The sequence below is a fragment of the Undibacterium sp. Di24W genome, assembly GCF_049340325.1.
GTDB lineage: Bacteria > Pseudomonadota > Gammaproteobacteria > Burkholderiales > Burkholderiaceae_D > Undibacterium.
Genome location: NZ_JBMPOP010000003.1, coordinates 72,408 through 91,729, shown reverse-complemented (window position 1 = coordinate 91,729; position 19,322 = coordinate 72,408). Strand labels below are relative to the sequence as shown.

Here is a 19,322-nt window from a genome sequence, read left to right as displayed (position 1 = left end):
GAAACTTAGGTTCGCACGGCGCAGCTTACTAAAACAACCTTAATCGCCACCATCTTTATTCTGAGCCTCTGCTGCCTCAATTGCCGCAATCCAATTGACGCGAGCTGTTTGTGCACGGCTGTAAATCGCTTCTAAAGCAAGGCTGTCACTGGCTTCCAAACTAGCGCGCAATTGTGTCAATTTAAGGCAATAGGAATCAAGTTCTTCCAGAATTGCATCACGATTCGCCAAGCTGATGTCGCGCCACATTTCTGGTGATGAACCAGCAATACGGGTGAAATCACGAAATCCACTGGCAGCATATTGAAACAAACGGTCTGCATGCGGTTTTGCCGCGATATCGTCGACTAGCGCATACGCCAATAAATGCGGCAAATGGCTGACCGAAGCGAAAACATGATCGTGCTCTTTAGGGCTTAAATGATGAACAATCGCACCACATAAACGCCAAGCTTGCGCCACTAACTCGACCGCTTGATCGGAATTTTCTGGCAAGCTTGTAATAACGGTTTTTTTACCGACATACAAATCATCAATCGCCGCTTCTGGACCATTTTTCTCACGCCCTGCAATCGGATGGGCTGGCACAAATTGCGAGATCTTTTCTGCCAAAGAATGTCGCGCCGCCAATACCACATCAGCCTTCGTACTTCCGGCATCCGTCACAATCGTGTTTGCTTGCAAGTAAGGATAAATCGCGCTAAGTATTTTGGCGGTTTGTGCAACGGGTGTGGCGATCACGATCAAATCTGCATCAACGACGGCGGACGCCATATCGTGAGTAAAACTATCGATGATACCAAGCAGTTTTGCAGTCTCCAAAGAGGTCAGATGTCGATCTACACCGACAATATGCTCGACCGCTTGTGCCTTTTTCAAAGATAAAGCGAAAGATCCACCGATCAGGCCAACGCCGATCAAGACTATCTTATTGAAAAGTGGACGCATTCGCGTCGCTTGGTTTTCCATCTCTGTATCAACTCAAATCATTTCAGGCTAGAAGCCTAGGGTAATTTAATTGCCGCCCCGGCAAAGGCACGAGCTCAGCGTTGTTCGTTATTCAGGGAATACACTAGATTCCCGCCTTCACGGGAACGACAACCAAGAGGAATTCAAGCACGCCTAAGCGTGCTTAAACCGTACAAGGATACGACCCCAGAATCTTAAAAAACGCAGCATCTTGATTGAGCTCTTCCATCGCAGCTTTCACCTTAGCGTCCATCACATGCCCTTCAACATCAACGTAAAAGTAATACTCCCAATTACCCGTACGCGCAGGCCGTGATTCAAAACGCGTCATCGAGACGCCATGCTTTGATAATGGTGCCAACAAGTTGTAAACCGCGCCAGCTTTATTTGGCGTAGCGAGCACGATGGAGGTTTGATCTTTACCGCTAGGAGTCGTATTCAAACGCCCGACTACTGCGAATCTTGTACGATTATGCGGATCATCCTGAATATGCGCGCTAACAATGCCAAGGTTGTATTGATTCCCTGCGATTTCGCTGGCAATCGCAGCAACACTGTAATCAGCGGACGCCATGCGTGCTGCTTCGGCATTCGATGCCACTGCTTGGCGTTCGACATGCGGGTAGTGTTGATTGAGCCAAGCCTGACATTGCGCCAAAGCCTGTGAGTGCGCACAAATACGCGTCACTCCTTCCATCGTGCCGGATTTACTCATCAAGCTATGTTGAACAGCAATCGCCACTTCACCACTGATAGCTAAGCTAGTTTGCAAGAGCAAATCTAGAGTACGATTGATTGCCCCTTCCGAAGAGTTTTCAATTGGAACGACACCAAAATCTGCCGTACCAGCTTCGGTAGCCCGAAACACTTCATCAATGGAAATACAAGGTAAAGCTTCGATCGCGTGACCGAATTGTTTATAAACTGCTTGCTCGCTAAAGGTGCCTACTGGACCCAAGAATGCCACCACAACACGGCGCTCTAAAGCGCGGCATGCTGACATCACTTCACGGAAAATCAATTGGATATCCTCATTGAGCAAAGGGCCCGTATTTTTCGCTGCCATATTGCGTAAAACTTGCGCTTCGCGCTCCGGTCTAAACACAGGCGCGTTGGTTTCGGCTTTCACGTGACCAACTTCTTGCGCAACCATGGCGCGTTGATTTAACAATTCCAAAATCGCCGCATCAATGGCGTCAATTTTCTCTCTCAGGGGGAGTAATTTATTGTCGTTCATTTGAAAACCTAAAAACCGTTTTTCGACCAACTGCACATATGGCGCAATTGAAAAATTAAAAAAATATGCTCAATCTTATTCAAGCTTTTGACTTGATTCATCAGCGCCACGGTTTCTAGGTGATGGTGGATACCATGCGAAGAAAGGACTGATGATGTCGACTATTTTTACTAACTTGGACTGATTTAGTCCAAGTTTTATTTACTATCGCTCAACGCAAAATCACACATAAACGCGACCAATGCCTGCACACCTTCAATCGGCATTGCGTTATAAATCGAGGCGCGCATACCGCCTACTGATTTATGCCCTTTTAATTGCAACAAACCGCGTTCCTTTGCTGCCGCTAAAAATGCAGCATTCAAGGATTCGTCTTTCAAATAAAAAGGCACATTCATGCGCGAGCGAAATTCTTTGGCAACGCGTGTGACATAGAAATCGGTACTATCCAAATAGTTGTACAGCAAACTCGCTTTGGCGATATTCTTTTGCTCCATCGCCGCGACACCACCTTGGCGTTTCAGCCATTGAAAGACCAAGCCGGCAATATAGATGGAATAGGTTGGTGGCGTGTTGTACATGGAGTCGTTATCTGCGACGATTTTCCAATCGAATGCAGAGGGGCAAATCGACAACGCCGAGCCCAATAAATCCTCACGTACAATGACCAGCGTCAAACCCGCCGGTCCAATATTTTTTTGTGCGCCACCAAAAATCACCCCATATTTCGACACATCGACAACGCGTGACAAAATGTGGGAAGACATGTCGGCAACCAATGGCGCGCCATTAGTTTGCTGCGCTACATCAGGAACAAAATGGTATTCAACACCATCGATAGTCTCATTCGTACAGAGGTGCACATAAGCGGAATCGCTTGATAGATTCCAAGTAGATGGATCTGGCACACAATCAAAACCAGTGCCTTCACTGGACGCGACGACATTCACATTAGCATACTTTTTTGCTTCTTTAATCGACTTGCCGCTCCAGGAACCTGTGTGGACAAAATCAACCGTCGCGGGCTGCGCTTTGCGTCCCACCAGATTTAAAGGAATGATCGCGTTTTCGCCGAGGCCACCACCTTGCAAAAACAAGATTTTGTAGTTGGCAGGCACGCTCAACAATTCACGCAAATCAGCCTGCGCCTGAGCCAAGATGGACATGAACTCAGGTCCACGATGACTCATTTCCATCACCGACATGCCACTACCACGCCAATCCAACATCTCGCTCGCGGCTTGTTGCAGGACTTCTTTGGGTAACACGGCAGGGCCGGCTGAGAAATTGTAGATCGTATTCATGGTCTTTAAACCGTTGTATTCAAGCGTAGGGTGGGCACGTTTTTCGTGCCCACGCGTCCGACCAATGTCGGACATTTTAGATAATTTTTTTCGAAGTAATTTAACCGTAACGCGTGGACAAACAAACCGTGCCCAGCTTAGGTTTATTCTTCAACAGCTGCATCACCGCTTGCGTCACCACTTACTTCAGCGCCTTCGATCTCTGGATCAGCATCAGTTTCAACAATACGCTGCAAGCCAGAAAGTTTAGTGCCATCTTCGACTGCAATCAAAGTCACGCCTTGTGTCGCACGACCCATTTCACGAATTTCAGAAACACGAGTACGGATCAAAACACCACCTGTCGTAATCAACATGATTTCGTCAGTTGGCTCAACCAAAGTGGCGGCAACAACTTTACCGTTACGCTCAGAAGTTTGAATTGCGATCATGCCTTTGGTACCACGGCCATGACGTGTGTATTCCGTAATTGGCGTACGTTTACCGAAACCATTTTCGGTTGCAGTCAGGACAGATTGCTGTTCATTTTCCGCGACTAACAGAGCGATCACTTGCTGACCTTCTTCCAGATTCATACCGCGCACACCACGAGCAGTACGGCCCATAGGACGAACATCATTTTCATCAAAGCGTACGGCCTTACCAGAATCGGAGAACAACATCACATCATGTTTACCATCGGTCAATGCGGCACCGATCAGGAAGTCACCGTCATCTAAATCAACAGCGATAATGCCGGCTTTACGTGGATTACTGAAATCATTTAATGCAGTTTTCTTGACTGTACCCAAGCTAGTCGCCATGAAGATGTAATGATCTTCAGGGAAAGTACGGTTATCGCCAGACAATGGCAAGATCACCGTGATTTTTTCACCGTCTTGTAATGGGAACATATTGACAATCGGTTTGCCACGTGAATTACGTGAACCTTGTGGCACTTCCCACACTTTCAACCAATACAAACGACCGCGATTCGAGAAGCACAAGATGTAATCGTGCGTGTTCGCAACGAACAATTGCTCAATCCAATCATCATCTTTTGTCGCTGTCGCTTGCTTGCCGCGACCACCGCGTTTTTGCGCTCGGTATTCAGACAATGGTTGCGACTTCATATAACCCGTGTGCGATAAGGTGACAACCATATCGACAGGTGTAATCAAATCTTCTGTTTCAAGATCAGTCGCATTCAAAACGATTTCTGAACGACGTGCGTCTTTATTGCCGATGCCGTATTCATTCATGCAGGCTGTCATTTCATCCGTGATGATGACAGTCACACGTTCTGGTTTAGACAAAATATCCAAAAGATCGGCGATCTCTGCCATCACGTCTTTGTATTCATTAACGATCTTATCTTGCTCAAGACCCGTCAAACGTTGCAAACGCATTTGCAAAATTTCTTGCGCTTGATCGTCGGACAATTTGTACAAACCATCAGTTTGAATACCGTAATGCTTAGGCAAACTCTCTGGGCGGAAAGCTTCGATACCGACTGGATTATCCGCCGCAGTGCGCGTCAACATCTCGCGCACCATGGAGCTATCCCAGGCACGCGTCATCAATTCTTGTTTCGCAATCGGTGGTGTTGGCGCGGCTTTAATAATCGCGATGAAATCATCAATATTCGCTAATGCGACCGCCAAACCTTCCAACACATGACCGCGATCGCGCGCTTTGCGCAATTCAAAAACGGTACGACGTGTAACCACTTCACGGCGATGCGACAAGAAGCATTCCAACATTTGCTTCAGGTTCAACAGCTTCGGCTGACCATTCACCAACGCTACCATATTCATACCGAAAGTGTCTTGTAATTGAGTCTGCTTGTACAGGTTATTCAACACAACCTCAGGCACTTCCCCACGCTTCAATTCAATCACAACGCGCATACCCGACTTATCGGACTCATCACGAATATCAGAAATACCTTCGAGCTTTTTGTCACGTACGTTTTCAGCGATACGCTCTAACAAGGATTTTTTATTGACTTGGTATGGCAACTCATCAACGATAATCGCTGTACGACCTTCTTTACCAAATTCTTCAAAGTGTGTCTTGGCGCGCATCACGACGCGACCACGACCAGTACGATAACCGTCACGCACACCAGAAACACCGTAAATCAAACCAGCGGTCGGGAAATCTGGTGCAGGAATAATCTCAATCAATTCATCAATCGTGCATTCTGGATTACGCAATACGTGCAAAGCGCCATTGATGATTTCAGTAATATTGTGTGGCGGAATGTTCGTCGCCATACCAACCGCGATACCCGACGAACCATTAATCAACAAATTCGGAATACGGGTTGGCAATACGGATGGCTCTTTTTCTTTTCCATCATAGTTAGGCACGAAATCAACGGTTTCTTTGTCGATGTCCGCCAAAATTTCATTCGCGATTTTATCTAAGCGGCACTCGGTATAACGCATCGCAGCGGCGTTATCACCATCGACAGAACCAAAGTTACCCTGCCCATCGACCAAGGTGTAACGCAAGGAGAAATCCTGTGCCATACGTACCAAGGTGTCGTAAATTGAAGCATCACCATGCGGGTGATACTTACCCATGACTTCACCGACCACACGCGCACATTTGACGAATGGGCGATTGTAGACATTATTCATTTCATGCATCGCGAACAAAACGCGTCTATGCACGGGCTTCAAACCATCACGCACATCCGGCAAAGCACGGCCAACGATAACGCTCATGGCGTAATCGAGGTAGCTCTTGCGCATTTCTTCTTCAAGGGAAATCGGGAGTGTTTCTTTTGCGAATTGATCCATTGGCGGTCAGACTTGTCTAAGTGCTTAAAAATACAGCAGTAAGCTTGGTTAAAATAACAAGCCAGCACAAGGCTGGCGGAAGACCTGCGACTATTAACTACATCGACGCTATCAAGTCACAACCTACTTAATTTATTTGTGTGTTGTCACAGCAGCGGCATTTAGTTTTGAACTGCTCATTTTAGCACGGCTACCCTGCTATATCACCGTTTTTGTAAACGCCCATACGAGCCGTTAAATTCGACAATAAAAAAGCCATTAAAAATACGAGAAATAGTCCATTGACGACTTTCACTTTAATTACCTAAAAGATCACAAGCCTGAAACTTTCAAAAAACATATTTATCATGTTGTCAAAAAAAGACAAAAGCATCAACTCCTGCGTTTTCAATCGAATTCATTTCAATGTTCCGAAGTCGACTTATGGCAAAATCGATTCGCCGCATTGCACAAGTCAATTGAAAAATTTCTTTACATCATGGTGCTTGTCATAGTCATGTCATCCAGCACGTGTTAAAATTCTATACTTATGTTCTTTGCATTTGCACTTTTGCATCTTTTAACGCAGTTTTCTGCGTATATTCTCAACCGAGGGAAAAAATATGAAACTTTTAGTCAAGCTCGCGATTGCAGCTAGTGCCGTTGCCACGTTTTCGGCATCTGCTCAAACTATCACTGACATCAAAGCAAACACACCATATAGCGCCTACGTACAAGACGCACGTGGCGTAATCGTTCGTGATCCATTCGGTTTATGCTGGCGCACAGGGTATTACACCCCAGCAGATGCGGTAGCAGGTTGCGATTTACCACTCGCGCCACCGGCACCTAAAGCGCCAGTAGCGCCACCAGCGCCGGTAGCTCCGCCACCACCGCCACCAGCGCCAGCTCCTGCACCAGCGCCAGTTCCTACATCTGAAAAAGTCACGTTTGCAGCTGACGCGTTCTTTGATTTCGACAAAGCAATCTTGAAACCAGAAGCTAAAGTTAAATTAGACGACATGGCATCTAAATTAAAAGATGTTAATCTCGAAGTCATCGTTGCGGTTGGTCACACTGACTCTGTTGGTACAGACGAATACAATCAAAAATTGTCTATCCGTCGCTCTGAGGCAGTAAAAGCTTACATCATCAGCCGTGGCATTGATGCAAAACGTGTTTTCTCCGAAGGTAAAGGCGAAAAGCAGCCAGTTGCTGATAACAAAACTAAAGAAGGCCGCGCTAAAAACCGCCGCGTTGAAATCGAAGTGGTTGGTACACGCACGATCACTAAGTAATTTTAGATTTACTTAGACAAAAACCCGCTTCGGCGGGTTTTTTTATGGCCGCTCAAGAAAGTTTCAGTTTCTTTCACGTGCAACACTGGTGAAATTAATTTTCATCCTTATTTGCTTTAAAATGACGCCAATTTCTTCACAATTGATACGCTCGCACTTGTCGCTCAGTTGTGTTTATTCTCACCACTGCCAAGAATTATCATGTCAACAATCGTTCCCGATAAAACAAACATCAACGTCGATCCTTCTGAAATTCAAAAATTCAGCGATTTGGCTCATCGCTGGTGGGATCCCAGCTCAGAATTCAAACCTTTACACGAGATTAATCCATTAAGGCTAGAGTGGATCAATAACTTAGCACCTTTAGCTGGCAAGAAAGTTATTGATATCGGCTGTGGTGGCGGGATTTTGGCTGAATCCATGGCGAAGAAAAAAGCTGATGTGACTGGTATAGATTTATCAGATAAAGCATTAAAAGTGGCCGACTTACATAGCCTAGAATCCGGCGTACAAGTTCACTACGAAAAAATCGCTGCCGAAGACATGGCAGAACGTGAGGCAGGTCAATACGATGTTGTAACTTGTATGGAAATGTTGGAACACGTCCCCAACCCAGCATCCGTGATTCGCGCTTGCTCAAAATTAGTTAAGCCCGGAGGGAAAGTGTTTTTCTCTACTATTAACCGCAATCCCAAAGCATATCTGTTTGCCATCATTGGCGCCGAATATTTGCTACAGATGCTTCCCAAGGGAACTCATGACTACGAAAAATTCATCACACCAGCTGAATTAACACAGGATATCCGCAATGCAAGACTCATTGTCGACGCAATGAAAGGCATGAGCTATAACCCTTTAACCAAAATTTACTCACTAAATCAAGACACTAGCGTAAATTATTTAGTCGCCTGCACTCGCCCATTATGATCACACCAAAAGCAGTTCTATTCGATTTAGATGGCACACTTGCCGATACAGCACCTGACCTCGCAGCTGCCGTCAACTTAATGCGTACGAAACGCGCATTGGATCCAGCACCCTATCTTAGCTTACGGCCATTTGCTTCCGCCGGTGCGCGTGGCCTGATAGGCGCTGGGTTTCAAATTACGCCAGAACACCCTGACTATGAATCAATGCGCTTAGAGTTTCTTGCTAACTATGAAGCTGCGATTGCAATACACAGTCAACTATTTTCGGGTGTCGAAGAATTACTAAATGGACTTGGTCAATTAAACCTGACTTGGGGCATCATTACCAATAAAGCAGAACGATTTACCAACCCTCTGATTCCACAAATTGGGTTAGAAAATGCAGCATGCGTCATTTCCGGTGATACCACTGCACATGCAAAACCACACCCAGAGCCACTGTTAGAAGCCGCACGAAGAATTAATGTCAAACCATCTGAATGCTGGTATGTAGGTGATGATTTGCGCGACATTCAAGCAGCACAAGCTGCCGGCATGACTAGCATTGCTGCGGCCTGGGGCTATTGCGGAGCGACTGAACCAACACACTGGAAAGCCGACGCCATACTTGATTCACCATTGGAATTATTAGAATTAGTCCGAGGCAAGATATTGCAAACACAAGCGGCATAAATCACACATTGAATTTATAAACCGAATTGGGGCTTGAAACTTGGAGCACTTGCCTCATATGGAGTATACTTAGTACCGCTTTGGGGTCGACCTGGTTTCGACAGGGGTTGCAAAGCAGCGCAGGGCATACCGAGGCCTGACTACCTCGTAAATACAATCAGAAATATATAACTGCAAACGATAACTCGTACGCATTAGCAGCTTAATCGCTCGCTAACTCTTAACCGCTTCTTCCCTAGGGCGGGCTGGTAACAGCTTAGAGTCATTTATAGGGAATCGTCTCAAGTTGGGTTACTTAGCTTGGAACTAAATAATAGGTAACTCGTTTTGCCGCAGCGTGTGCGTCCGCGTCGTCAAGATTAAATTAAATGACAGCACTAAGTATGTAGAACTGTCTGTAGAGTGCTCTTGGACGCGGGTTCGATTCCCGCCGACTCCACCAAGATTCAAAAAAGCCATCCAATTTCTTTTGGATGGCTTTTTTTCATTGGATCGGCAGGAATCGAACTGGCCTCCGCCGGGGGAGAAAAAAGGGAACCAAAATGCTCCAAGCCACAGTCATCGTGAGCGTATCACGCGAATTTACTGCTTCCGCGGAGGCCATTTTTGATGCTTGGCTAAATCCGCAAAAAGCGAGGAAATTTTTGTTTGCGACACCAACTGGCGTGATGAAAACGGTGGAGATCGATCCGCGCGTTGGCGGCAAATTTTGTATTATCGAGGTCAGAAACGGTGTCGATGCGGAGCACGTGGGTCAGTATTTGGAGATCGACAGACCACAGCATCTGCGTTTTAGTTTTGGTGGTAATCCTTTTCCTGCGACCAACGTCATGCTCAACATTAGCGAATCCGAGTCTGGTTGTGTTTTATACCTTGTGCACGAAGGCGTGTGGGCAGAGTATGAAGCCAGTGTAATCCAAGGCTGGACGGACATTTTAGAAAATCTCGCCCAGCTTGTTTAAATTGATGTAGCTCTGATCTTAGCTAGCCCAAGCCACAAGCGAGTGCGATTCGGTAAGTGATGAACGACGCCAGATAAGCGAGTGCAAATAAATAACTCATCATGATCATAGGCATTTTCCAACCACCCGTTTCGCGCTTGACTGTTGCCAATGTAGATAAGCATTGCGGCGCGAAGACATACCATGCCAATAGTGACAAAGCGGTTGCAATACTCCACTGTTGTGCAATTAAAGGTGCGAGTGCTTCTGCCGTATCACTGCCTGCTGCCGCCAAGGCATATACAGTTCCTAAGGAGCTCACTGCAACTTCACGTGCTGCCATACCCGGCACTAAAGCAATACTGATTTGCCAGTTAAAACCAATAGGCTCAAACACAACTGCCAAAGCTTTACCGATGTACCCAGCAAAACTATATTCAATCGGCATTCCAGTTGCGCCTGCGGGTGCTCCAGGGTAACTGGCAAGAAACCATAAGGCGATCGTCAACACCAAAATGATGCCACCCACGCGACTCATAAAAATCGCAACACGCTGCTTCAAGCCGATCAACACATTGCGAATCGTTGGTAAGTGATAGCTCGGCAATTCCATCATTAAAGTACGAATCTGGCTTTGCGCCGTAAAGCGTTTCAAAACCCAAGCAACTCCCAATGCACCGATAATGCCTGCGCAATATAAGGCGAACAAAACCAATCCTTGCAATTCAAAAATACCCCAAACATCGCGTTGCGGAATGAAAGCACCGATCAATAAGGCATAAACTGGCAAGCGCGCTGAACAAGTCATCAAAGGCGCGATCATAATCGTCACCATGCGATCACGTGGATTGGCTATCGTACGTGCAGCCATGATGCCTGGGATTGCACAAGCAAAACTGGATAACAAAGGAATAAAAGAACGTCCCGACAAACCAACGCCGCCCATCAGGCGATCCAGTAAGAAGGCGGCTCGTGGCAAGTAGCCAGACTCTTCCAATATCAAGATGAAGAAGAACAAAATCAGAATTTGTGGCAAGAATACAATCACACCACCGGCACCCGCAATGATGCCGTTGACGATCAAACTTTGGACCCAGCCTTCAGGCAGTAGATTAGAGACGCTTGCACCCAGCCATTCTGTGCCCGCTTTAATCAAATCCATAGGCACGGTTGCCCAGGCGAACACGGCTTGGAATACCAAAAATAAGATAATCGCCAATAATATCGGCCCCAGCACGGGATGTAGTACGACACGATCAATCTTATCGCTGGCGTTATGTGGGACTATTTCATCTAAATCCAGTTTCGTCAAAATCTGACGCACACGCTCATGGTCCAAATCGGTATGTGACTTAGTTGCAGGGTCACTCTCATCAAGCTGTGCATGACTTTCCGATGTTTGATTTATTGTTTGAAAACCATCTAACATGGCTTTTAGAGCGAGATCACCACCTTGCTTGATCCCAACCGTGCGTACTACCGGAATGCCTAACTCGCTCGCCAGTGCCTGCTCATCAATATGCAAACCGCGTTGCTCCGCCATATCCGTCATGTTTAGTGCCACCATGCACGGGATACCAAGACGCTGCACCGCGATAACTAAGCGCAAACCGCGCCGTAAATTGGTGGCATCCACCACACACACCACGTAATCAGGACGTTTTTCGCCTACGGCGTTACCGTAAAGGACATCATGAGTGACGCGTTCGTCAGGAGAGCGTGGATGCAAGCTATATGTGCCGGGCAAATCCAGTACGCGCAAGATTTTACCCGCAGCAGTATGAAAACGCCCTTCTTTGCGCTCTACCGTCACGCCAGCGTAGTTGGCGACTTTTTGTTTGCTATCGGTAAGTAAATTGAATAAGGCAGTTTTACCGCAATTGGGATTGCCGACCAAGGCAACTAAGGGACCACTCGCATGAAAGTGTACGACTGCGGGTTTCACTTGCTTCATGCAGCGACCTTGCTTACGGAAGAATCTTGTAGTACATCGACCAACACGCAAGCCGCTTCGGCTTTACGCAGAGCAAAAGTGGAAAGGCCGATTCGAACCACCAAAGGATCACCGCCAAACGCACCGCGTGCCATCAATGTGACTGGCTCCCCTGCGATAAAACCGATGTCTTCCAATTGTGTCAGCCATTCTGGCATTCCGGACGGGGCGACCAATTGGCGTACCACACATTTTTCTCCAATCGCAGTATCCGCTAGCTTTTTCACCTCAGCCGAAATAGTCAGCGATGGCGACTGCAGCGGAGTTGCCAGTGCAGATTTGGTGAAATTAGCAGGGGTTGCCATATCAATATTTATGGAGTTCATAGTGCTAGACTGGGTCGCAATCAATTAGGAAACTTGTTTCAAGACAAAACTATAAACGAGAATCATTCTTATGTAAATCAAAGTCGACCTACTCATAGGGTCGAAACCCTTAACTTAAATCAATAAACCTGCCATTTTTCAAAGTGTCTCGAAAAATACTGATGATCCCGGCCCTTTTTTCGACTTGAATGCACAATAGGAGTAGCCTCAATAGCAAAAAAAATTACTTAAAAATCATTATTTTCTAATTGAGAAGAGTCAAGGAAAAAACTGCGTAGAGGTCTATAATGGGGCGTTAATTTCTGCTGCAAAGCATCACTCTCCGATCTCCTTCCACGAAAAAAATAGCATGAATGCCAACGACAAAATCCTAGGATTGACTGATATGTCACCACAAGAAATTTCCCTCGATGTCCTTTTGGAAAAATACGCCAAAGGCGAGGAAGCGACCATCCACGACGTGCAGGCGCGAGTCGCCAAAGCGCTATCCAGCGTAGAAGCACCAGACTTCCAAGCCTACTATGAAGAGAAATTCTTATGGGCACAAAAGAATGGCTTCGTGCCTGCAGGCAGGATTAATTCCGCCGCTGGTATGGATTTACACGCCACCTTGATCAACTGTTTCGTACAACCGGTGGGCGACTCAGTCTCCAGCACCACCGATGGCAAACCCGGTATTTACACCGCCCTGTCGGATGCGGCAGAAACTATGCGTCGCGGCGGCGGTGTCGGTTACGATTTCTCGACGATACGACCAAAAGATGCTTTGGTGAGAGGCACACGATCTCGCGCTTCCGGTCCGGTCTCGTTTATGCAAGTGTTTAATGCCTCGTGCTCGACCGTTGAATCGGCCGGAGCTAGACGTGGTGCACAAATGGGCGTATTACGCTGCGATCACCCTGATATTTTGGAATTTATTCACGCCAAAGACCAAGGTGGCCTCACCAATTTTAATATTTCGATAGGCGTCACCGATGCGTTTATGAACGCAGTCGCCAGTGATGGTGATTTTTTATTGACTCACAAAGCGGAACCTAGCGACGACAAAAAGCAAAACGGCGCGTATCAAAATGAGCAAGGGCTATGGGTATACCAAACAGTGAAAGCGCGTGATCTGTGGGATGAAGTCATGAAGTCGACTTACGACCATGCTGAGCCTGGGATTCTGTTTTTATCCCGCATCAACGCAGAAAACAATTTGCACTATTGCGAAACCATCGAAGCCACCAATCCTTGCGGCGAACAACCTTTGCCAGATTACGGTTGCTGCTGTCTCGGTTCTATCAATTTAACACGCTTCGCTAAGTCGGCATTTACTGAACAAGCCAGTTTTGACTTCGAAGCATTTCAAGCTGTCGTGAGTGTTGCTACCCGTATGCTGGACAATGTGCTCGATGCCACCGCTTGGCCGTTGCAGCAGCAACAAGATGAAGCTATGTCAAAGCGCCGTGTCGGCTTGGGCTTCTTAGGTTTAGGCAGCGTATTGGTGATGTTGGGCTTGCGTTATGATTCTGCTGAAGGACGCGCATTTGCAACCCAGGTTGCGGAAGCGATGCGTAATACCTCGTATCAAACCTCAGTCGAACTCGCAAAAGAAAAAGGCGCATTTCCTCTATTCGATAATGAACAGTATTTGCAAGGCGCTTTTGCAAAACGCCTGCCGGATAGTTTACGTCAACAAATCGCCCAACATGGTTTGCGCAACTCGCACTTACTCTCAATTGCCCCGACTGGCACGATTACTTTAGCTTTTGCCGACAATGCCTCGAACGGTATCGAACCCGCATTTTCCTGGGTTTACAACCGCAAAAAACGCATGGCGGTAGGGGACAGTAAAATTTATGAAGTTGCAGATCATGCCTGGCGTTTGTATCGCCATTTGGGTAATGACGTATCAGACGATAGTAAATTACCGCCCGCCTTTGTCACTGCTCTAAACATGTCCGCGAATGACCATATGCTAATGCTGCAAGCGGTGCAACCTTATGTCGATTCTGCTATTTCCAAGACCGTCAACGTACCGGCAGATTATCCGTATGCGGATTTCCAAAATTTATATATGGATGCCTGGCGCGCAGGACTAAAAGGACTGGCTACCTATCGTCCTAACAATATTCTTGGTAGCGTATTGTCTGTCAGCACTGAAACCGCAGCACCCGCTGTCAAAACCGTGCCAGATGACGATCTACTGCGCAAACAATTTGATGGACGTCCGTTCGGCGATCTCGAATCAGTGACATCCAAAGTTCAATACATGACCTATGAAGGCAAAAAAACTGTGTATCTGACAGTCAGCTTCATTCACATCCAAGGCATGGTTGGCGGCGAGTTAGCAACCATAGAACGTCCCTTTGAGTTCTTCATGCCAGCTGGTCAAAAGAACGATGGTCAGCAATGGATATCTGCCAGCATGCGTTTGCTTTCGATGGCGGCGCGCTCAGGTGGCTCCATCGCCAAAGCCCTCGCGGATATGCGCGAAGTCGTTTGGGACAAAGGCACGGTACGTTGCGGTATGATCACCAAAGATGACGGTTCACAAGCGCCCCTGTTTCATGAATCCGAAGTTGCGGCGATTGGTTATTCTTTGCAGCGGATACTCATGAAACGTGGCTTCTTAGACGCGGGTGGCAATCAAGTACCTATCATCGTATTAGCTGAAAAATTCAAAAATAAGCAGCTCGCCTATGGCATGGATGATTTGGCATATGATCCCGAATCAGCTCCTATGACCTACACCGCAACAGGCAAAAAATGTCCTGACTGCGGCGCCTATGCGTTACAGAAAATCGACGGCTGTTCGCGCTGTGTTTCTTGCGGATATGTGGGGGCATGCGGTTAAGCTGACAGATAGACAATAAAAAACCCGCAAATTGCGGGTTTTTTATTGGACTTCAATTGAATAACTTTATTGTGTCAACAAGGCGTTAACTTCTGCTAAATCAGCTTCTTTCAAAGTGCCCGCCGCGGCTTTCAAACGCAAGCCACTCATAATAGAGTCATAGCGTGCTTTTGCTAAACTTTGACGTGTGTTTGACAGCTTTTGTTGCGCATTCAAAACGTCGATATTGATACGTACACCGACTTGGTAGCCAAGTTTCGTCGAATCCAAAGCAGATTGACTGGAGATTTCCGCAGCTTCAAATGCTTTGATCTGCGCCAGACCACTAACGACGCCGATGTAAGATTGACGTGCAGCCTGAGCTGCGTTACGACGTGCAGTTTCCAGATCGTTACGTGCTTTATCTTCTAAAGCAATGGATTCACGCACTTTACTGTCAGTACCAAAGCCAGCGAAGATAGGAATATTGACGGAAACACCGATGCTAGTTGGTTTCGATACACCAGATGGTGTCGAGCCACCTAAGTTTGCAGTACTACGTCCTGTGCTGGCAGATAAATCTATCGTTGGTAAATGACCCGAACGGCTCTTTTTGATTTCGCGCTGTGCGACTTCTAAACCGACTTGGGAGGCAGTGACAGAAAAATTTTGTTTCTCTGCACTATTGACCCAGTCATTAATTTGCGCGGGCACTGGTGCAGCCAATTGCACACCATCTTTTAACTTTGCCAAGTCACCAGCATCTTTACCAATAATTTGGCGCAAGGCTGCACGTTTCACATCCAGATCACCTTGACCCGCTAATTCTTGCGCAGTAATCAAATCATATTGAGATTGCGCTTCGTGTGTGTCAGTAATCGTTTGTGTACCAACTTCAAAATTACGTTTTGCAGAAGCTAATTGTTCGGCAACCGCGACTTTTTGCGCTTGCAAAGTTTTTAACGTATTTTCTGCCGCCAATACATCAAAATAAGCCTGGCTAACGCGCAGCATCAAATCTTGCTCGGCGCTAGCGAATTGTATATCACTCGCGATCACTGACAGTTTTGACTGCTCGTAGCTTTCCCATGCGCCTAGATTAAACAAAGGCTGACTCAAAGACAAAGTCATAGAATTGCCATTGGTAGTGCTTTTCACCGTCGCACCAACATCAGGATCGAACTCTGAACGGGTTTTATTCACCCCACCAGTTAAACCAACACGTGGCAACAAGGCTGAACGACCTTGTACTGAGCGCTCTTGTCCTGCCACTTTTGAAGCGCGAGCTGCGCTGAACTGGGCATCATTGACCAATGCTTCTTTATAGATTTGCAGCAAATCGCTGGCGCCGGCATTAAAGGAAAGAAACGCGGTCGCGATAACACTAGCGATAATAGATTTACGCATAAAATGCTCCGAAAAAATTAAGTATCACTTCAATTGTTAATCTACTTATACGCAGATAGCAACAAATGAAGTCAATAAATCAAATGCAGGCGTCAGTAGCACCACTAAAGACTGCCCTAATATGTAGCCATTGAGGTATCAACCTGCAATGCCCACGCATGTACTCCACCGGTCAAATTAACAACTTGATCAAAGCCATTTCTCTCGAGGAAATGTGCTACTTGCATACTGCGCCCACCATGATGACAAATACAAATAATCGTGTTTTCACGATCTAACTGCTCAAACTCCAATGGTACCGTATGCATAGGTATGAGCTGCGACTCGGGAATATGACAAGTTTCGTACTCCCAAGGTTCCCGAACATCGAGCAAAAATGGCGCCTTTTTTGAGGAATCAGCTAACCATTGTGCTAACTCGAGTGCTGTAACGTGTTGCATAAGTACTTTTCTATCGAAACGAAAGTGTTATTCTGAAGAAATTACAAACTGAATGTCGATGCTGGCGCTACCTGAGACAGACGCGGAATCGATGTTTCAAATAATTTCGTCGTATTAAAGAATAACTCCGACTCGCGTGTGATTAACTGCGCGGTCATCACTGGTTCATTGCCAACAACGACAAATAAACGACCAGCGACATTAAGTTGTTCTTGCAAAGATTGCGGCACAGACTCTAACGATCCCGTTACGACGATTACGTCAAATGAAGCAAATGTATCTGCTTGCATGGCGTCGCCCCACTGCACATCGACATTACGAATGCCATTTTTAGTAATATTATTTTGTGCCAATTCACGAATTTCCGGCACTGCTTCCATCACGGTAACGTGACGCGCCTGATATCCCAACATCGCCGCAAGATAACCTGTATCTGCTCCAATCACCAATACAGAATCTGTTTTTTTCGCCGCGACTTCTTGAACGATGCGTGCTTCTAATTTTGGAGTCAAAGAAACAATACCAGGAAAAAGCGGCAAGCCAGTATCAAAAAAAGCCAAACTCTTTTGTGCTAAGGGGAAGAAGTCTTCACGTTTTACTATACTGAGCAACTCCAACACCGCTGGTGAACTCACATTGGTTGGACGAATTTGCTGCTCAATCATATTAAAACGGGCTTGTTCGATGTTCATGGTCAATTTACTCACTTGCATTGGTTGTCAAAGGTCACCATAAGTCTTTTGTCGATTCCCTTGTACATTTACCACCACAAGAGAATTACTCAGGTGAAGCCCAAAAAAGAAACTGCATTTTATCAAAGCACGCAATGAAAAGAAGCATTTACATCCATATTTGCTAAAAACTGCGTACTTAAATCAGTTATTACCTTGTAATCACACAATAATTTAAGAAAAACCTACTCAAAACTACGGCAAAACCGTTCTTTCGTCAAAGTTCATCAATTAGGCCTGCGTTTTTTCAATCAGAATACTGCGCAATGCCATGTCTATGTAATATTCCAGATAAGCAGGTAGTTTGCTTTCCTCGACTTTACAAACACCACTCGAGTGTTTCCACATCATCATCATAATCATCGGAGCAGTAATCATTCTCGGTGCGATTTCCAAGTCTAACTGACGTACTTCGCCACGCACAATACCGCGCTTTAGGACATTTGCAACCAAATTTTCACCCCGATCCACGACTTCTTCTTGATAAAACCGCGCGAGTTCTGGGAAATTTCCGGCCTCAGCCATCATCAATTTAGGAAGTCCTGACAGTTTTGACGCACCGACATTGTCCCACCAAGTTCGCATCAAATTACGAAATAAATCTTCGCTGGTGCCAGTAAATTGTTCAATCACCTCTTCCGCTTCGCCAATCAGTGGCACGATAGATTCGCGCACCACAGCCTTAAACAATTCTTCTTTGCTGCAAAAATAGAGATATAGAGTACCCTTTGAGACGCCAGCTGACTTGGCAACATCATCTAAACGGGTAGCCGCAAATCCTCGCGCCACAAAGTGATCGAGCGCCGCATCCAACAACTCCTGCGGACGAGCATCTTTACGTCGCTCCCAGCGCGGCTTAAAAGGGCATGACATCATATTAAAAACACACCATCAAATTAACTTACTCCAGAGTCAGTAATGTAAGCGCTATGCTCACTTTGGTCAAGCTTTGGTCGAGCTATGTCTAGCGCTGCATATCAAAACAATGTATACGCATGTCTGCTATAAAAAAATTAGGTTTCACTTTTTTGAAGCCGACTTGCTGACTAGAACTAAGATTGCGCTTTCCAAACCTAAATCAAGAGTGGGCGGTTTACAATACGCTGATGAAAAATAAAGAATGTCGCCCACATTGCGCTGCCTGTTGCATTGAGCCATCCATCACCAGCCCTATACCAGGTATGCCCGAAGGAAAGCCTGCAGGAATTCCTTGCATCCAATTGATGGAAGACCTGCGCTGTGCCATCTTTGGCCAACCTGAACGGCCGCCCTGCTGTTCAGGATTGCAAGCATCTCAGGAAATGTGCGGTGATACTCGCACTTACGCATTGCTCTGGCTAAAAGAATTGGAACAATCTACAGCGCCTGTGGATCTCAAAAAGCTTTCAATAATCTAAGCGCCGCAAGCACGGACGCTCACTCATTTTCTGGATGATTTTAGGCTAAGGCTGTGCCTACCATGATAAGCTTCGTGCCTTCGGAGATTTTC

At 46.3% G+C, this 19,322-nt stretch carries 17 protein-coding genes and 1 other RNA gene; 7 read left to right on the top strand and 11 right to left on the bottom strand.

The features are described from left to right. Positions 1-39 precede the first annotated feature (39 nt). The 4 genes from ACO0KZ_RS06725 to gyrA all read right to left on the bottom strand — a co-directional run bounded on the left by ACO0KZ_RS06725 (position 40) and on the right by gyrA (position 6,299). The gene (locus tag ACO0KZ_RS06725; RefSeq protein ID WP_422994037.1) at positions 40-948 is read right to left on the bottom strand and encodes a prephenate dehydrogenase; all 909 of its coding nucleotides are present in this window, start codon (positions 946-948) and stop codon (positions 40-42) included. Positions 949-1,132: 184 nt separating this feature from the next. Beyond that, positions 1,133-2,206: a prephenate dehydratase gene (gene pheA / locus ACO0KZ_RS06720; RefSeq protein WP_422994035.1), complete on the bottom strand. Its 1,074-nt coding sequence runs from the start codon at positions 2,204-2,206 to the stop codon at positions 1,133-1,135. A gap of 197 nt (positions 2,207-2,403) precedes the next feature. Beyond that, positions 2,404-3,510 (bottom strand): 3-phosphoserine/phosphohydroxythreonine transaminase, encoded by a 1,107-nt coding sequence (serC, locus tag ACO0KZ_RS06715; protein WP_422994852.1) that lies wholly within the window; start codon positions 3,508-3,510, stop codon positions 2,404-2,406. A 143-nt stretch (positions 3,511-3,653) separates the two neighbouring features. Beyond that, on the bottom strand, positions 3,654-6,299 hold the full coding sequence (gene gyrA, locus ACO0KZ_RS06710) for a DNA gyrase subunit A (protein ID WP_422994033.1): 2,646 nt from the start codon (positions 6,297-6,299) through the stop codon (positions 3,654-3,656). Between the two features lie 602 nt (positions 6,300-6,901). Between gyrA and ompA the strand changes: the two genes are divergently transcribed. The 5 genes from ompA (at position 6,902) to ACO0KZ_RS06685 (ending at position 10,139) form a co-directional block, all read left to right on the top strand. Beyond that, a complete protein-coding gene (ompA, locus tag ACO0KZ_RS06705; RefSeq protein WP_422994031.1) occupies positions 6,902-7,576 on the top strand; it encodes an outer membrane protein OmpA in 675 nt (224 codons plus the stop codon). A 201-nt stretch (positions 7,577-7,777) separates the two neighbouring features. Continuing rightward, positions 7,778-8,503, top strand: coding sequence for a bifunctional 2-polyprenyl-6-hydroxyphenol methylase/3-demethylubiquinol 3-O-methyltransferase UbiG (gene ubiG / locus ACO0KZ_RS06700; RefSeq protein WP_422994029.1), 726 nt, complete (start codon positions 7,778-7,780; stop codon positions 8,501-8,503). Next, positions 8,500-9,177, top strand: a complete 678-nt coding sequence (locus ACO0KZ_RS06695; protein ID WP_422994027.1) for an HAD family hydrolase — start codon at positions 8,500-8,502, stop codon at positions 9,175-9,177. Before ubiG ends, ACO0KZ_RS06695 begins: the two co-directional genes overlap by 4 nt. An 82-nt stretch (positions 9,178-9,259) precedes the next feature. Beyond that, positions 9,260-9,619, top strand: a transfer-messenger RNA (tmRNA) gene (gene ssrA, locus ACO0KZ_RS06690). A 100-nt stretch (positions 9,620-9,719) separates the two neighbouring features. Then, positions 9,720-10,139 carry an SRPBCC family protein gene (locus tag ACO0KZ_RS06685; RefSeq protein WP_422994025.1) on the top strand — a complete coding sequence of 140 codons (420 nt, stop codon included), beginning with the start codon at positions 9,720-9,722 and terminating at the stop codon, positions 10,137-10,139. 22 nt (positions 10,140-10,161) lie between these two features. On the opposite strand, the gene feoB is transcribed toward ACO0KZ_RS06685, so the two are convergent. Both feoB and ACO0KZ_RS06675 read right to left on the bottom strand, forming a co-directional pair. Then, positions 10,162-12,072, bottom strand: coding sequence for a ferrous iron transporter B (gene feoB, locus ACO0KZ_RS06680; RefSeq protein ID WP_422994023.1), 1,911 nt, complete (start codon positions 12,070-12,072; stop codon positions 10,162-10,164). After that, complete coding sequence (locus tag ACO0KZ_RS06675; RefSeq protein ID WP_422994021.1) at positions 12,069-12,437, bottom strand: FeoA family protein; 369 nt, start codon at positions 12,435-12,437, stop codon at positions 12,069-12,071. Before ACO0KZ_RS06675 ends, feoB begins: the two co-directional genes overlap by 4 nt. 349 nt (positions 12,438-12,786) lie before the next feature. Between ACO0KZ_RS06675 and ACO0KZ_RS06670 the strand changes: the two genes are divergently transcribed. Beyond that, positions 12,787-15,276, top strand: coding sequence for an adenosylcobalamin-dependent ribonucleoside-diphosphate reductase (locus ACO0KZ_RS06670; protein WP_422994019.1), 2,490 nt, complete (start codon positions 12,787-12,789; stop codon positions 15,274-15,276). A 66-nt stretch (positions 15,277-15,342) separates the two neighbouring features. Here the strand turns inward: ACO0KZ_RS06670 and ACO0KZ_RS06665 are convergent, their stop codons facing one another. The 5 genes from ACO0KZ_RS06665 to ACO0KZ_RS06645 form a co-directional block, all read right to left on the bottom strand. Continuing rightward, a complete protein-coding gene (locus tag ACO0KZ_RS06665; protein ID WP_422994017.1) occupies positions 15,343-16,662 on the bottom strand; it encodes a TolC family outer membrane protein in 1,320 nt (439 codons plus the stop codon). Between the two features lie 116 nt (positions 16,663-16,778). Then, entirely contained in the window at positions 16,779-17,102 is a 324-nt protein-coding gene (locus ACO0KZ_RS06660) for a rhodanese-like domain-containing protein (protein ID WP_422994015.1), read from the bottom strand. A gap of 41 nt (positions 17,103-17,143) precedes the next feature. Continuing rightward, a complete protein-coding gene (locus ACO0KZ_RS06655; protein WP_422994013.1) occupies positions 17,144-17,794 on the bottom strand; it encodes a protein-L-isoaspartate O-methyltransferase family protein in 651 nt (216 codons plus the stop codon). 270 nt (positions 17,795-18,064) lie between these two features. Continuing rightward, the gene (locus tag ACO0KZ_RS06650) at positions 18,065-18,709 is read right to left on the bottom strand and encodes a TetR/AcrR family transcriptional regulator (RefSeq protein WP_422994011.1); all 645 of its coding nucleotides are present in this window, start codon (positions 18,707-18,709) and stop codon (positions 18,065-18,067) included. 217 nt (positions 18,710-18,926) lie between these two features. Further along, positions 18,927-19,079 carry a hypothetical protein gene (locus tag ACO0KZ_RS06645; protein WP_422994874.1) on the bottom strand — a complete coding sequence of 51 codons (153 nt, stop codon included), beginning with the start codon at positions 19,077-19,079 and terminating at the stop codon, positions 18,927-18,929. On the opposite strand from ACO0KZ_RS06645, the gene ACO0KZ_RS06640 reads away from it, so the two are divergent. Then, positions 19,006-19,230, top strand: a complete 225-nt coding sequence (locus tag ACO0KZ_RS06640; protein WP_422994851.1) for a YkgJ family cysteine cluster protein — start codon at positions 19,006-19,008, stop codon at positions 19,228-19,230. The two genes, ACO0KZ_RS06645 and ACO0KZ_RS06640, sit on opposite strands and share 74 nt — an antisense overlap. Positions 19,231-19,322: the final 92 nt, after the last annotated feature.

Coding starts and splice junctions, on each gene's coding strand:
- ubiG (WP_422994029.1), top strand. CDS start 7,778: ATGTCAACAATCGTTCCCGATAAAACAAACATCAACGTCGATCCTTCT.
- ACO0KZ_RS06650 (WP_422994011.1), bottom strand. CDS start 18,709: ATGATGTCATGCCCTTTTAAGCCGCGCTGGGAGCGACGTAAAGATGCT.
- feoB (WP_422994023.1), bottom strand. CDS start 12,072: ATGAAGCAAGTGAAACCCGCAGTCGTACACTTTCATGCGAGTGGTCCC.
- ACO0KZ_RS06655 (WP_422994013.1), bottom strand. CDS start 17,794: ATGAACATCGAACAAGCCCGTTTTAATATGATTGAGCAGCAAATTCGT.
- ACO0KZ_RS06675 (WP_422994021.1), bottom strand. CDS start 12,437: ATGAACTCCATAAATATTGATATGGCAACCCCTGCTAATTTCACCAAA.
- ACO0KZ_RS06660 (WP_422994015.1), bottom strand. CDS start 17,102: ATGCAACACGTTACAGCACTCGAGTTAGCACAATGGTTAGCTGATTCC.
- ACO0KZ_RS06645 (WP_422994874.1), bottom strand. CDS start 19,079: ATGGCACAGCGCAGGTCTTCCATCAATTGGATGCAAGGAATTCCTGCA.
- ACO0KZ_RS06695 (WP_422994027.1), top strand. CDS start 8,500: ATGATCACACCAAAAGCAGTTCTATTCGATTTAGATGGCACACTTGCC.
- ACO0KZ_RS06665 (WP_422994017.1), bottom strand. CDS start 16,662: ATGCGTAAATCTATTATCGCTAGTGTTATCGCGACCGCGTTTCTTTCC.
- serC (WP_422994852.1), bottom strand. CDS start 3,510: ATGAATACGATCTACAATTTCTCAGCCGGCCCTGCCGTGTTACCCAAA.
- ACO0KZ_RS06685 (WP_422994025.1), top strand. CDS start 9,720: ATGCTCCAAGCCACAGTCATCGTGAGCGTATCACGCGAATTTACTGCT.
- gyrA (WP_422994033.1), bottom strand. CDS start 6,299: ATGGATCAATTCGCAAAAGAAACACTCCCGATTTCCCTTGAAGAAGAA.
- ACO0KZ_RS06725 (WP_422994037.1), bottom strand. CDS start 948: ATGCGTCCACTTTTCAATAAGATAGTCTTGATCGGCGTTGGCCTGATC.
- pheA (WP_422994035.1), bottom strand. CDS start 2,206: ATGAACGACAATAAATTACTCCCCCTGAGAGAGAAAATTGACGCCATT.
- ompA (WP_422994031.1), top strand. CDS start 6,902: ATGAAACTTTTAGTCAAGCTCGCGATTGCAGCTAGTGCCGTTGCCACG.
- ACO0KZ_RS06670 (WP_422994019.1), top strand. CDS start 12,787: ATGAATGCCAACGACAAAATCCTAGGATTGACTGATATGTCACCACAA.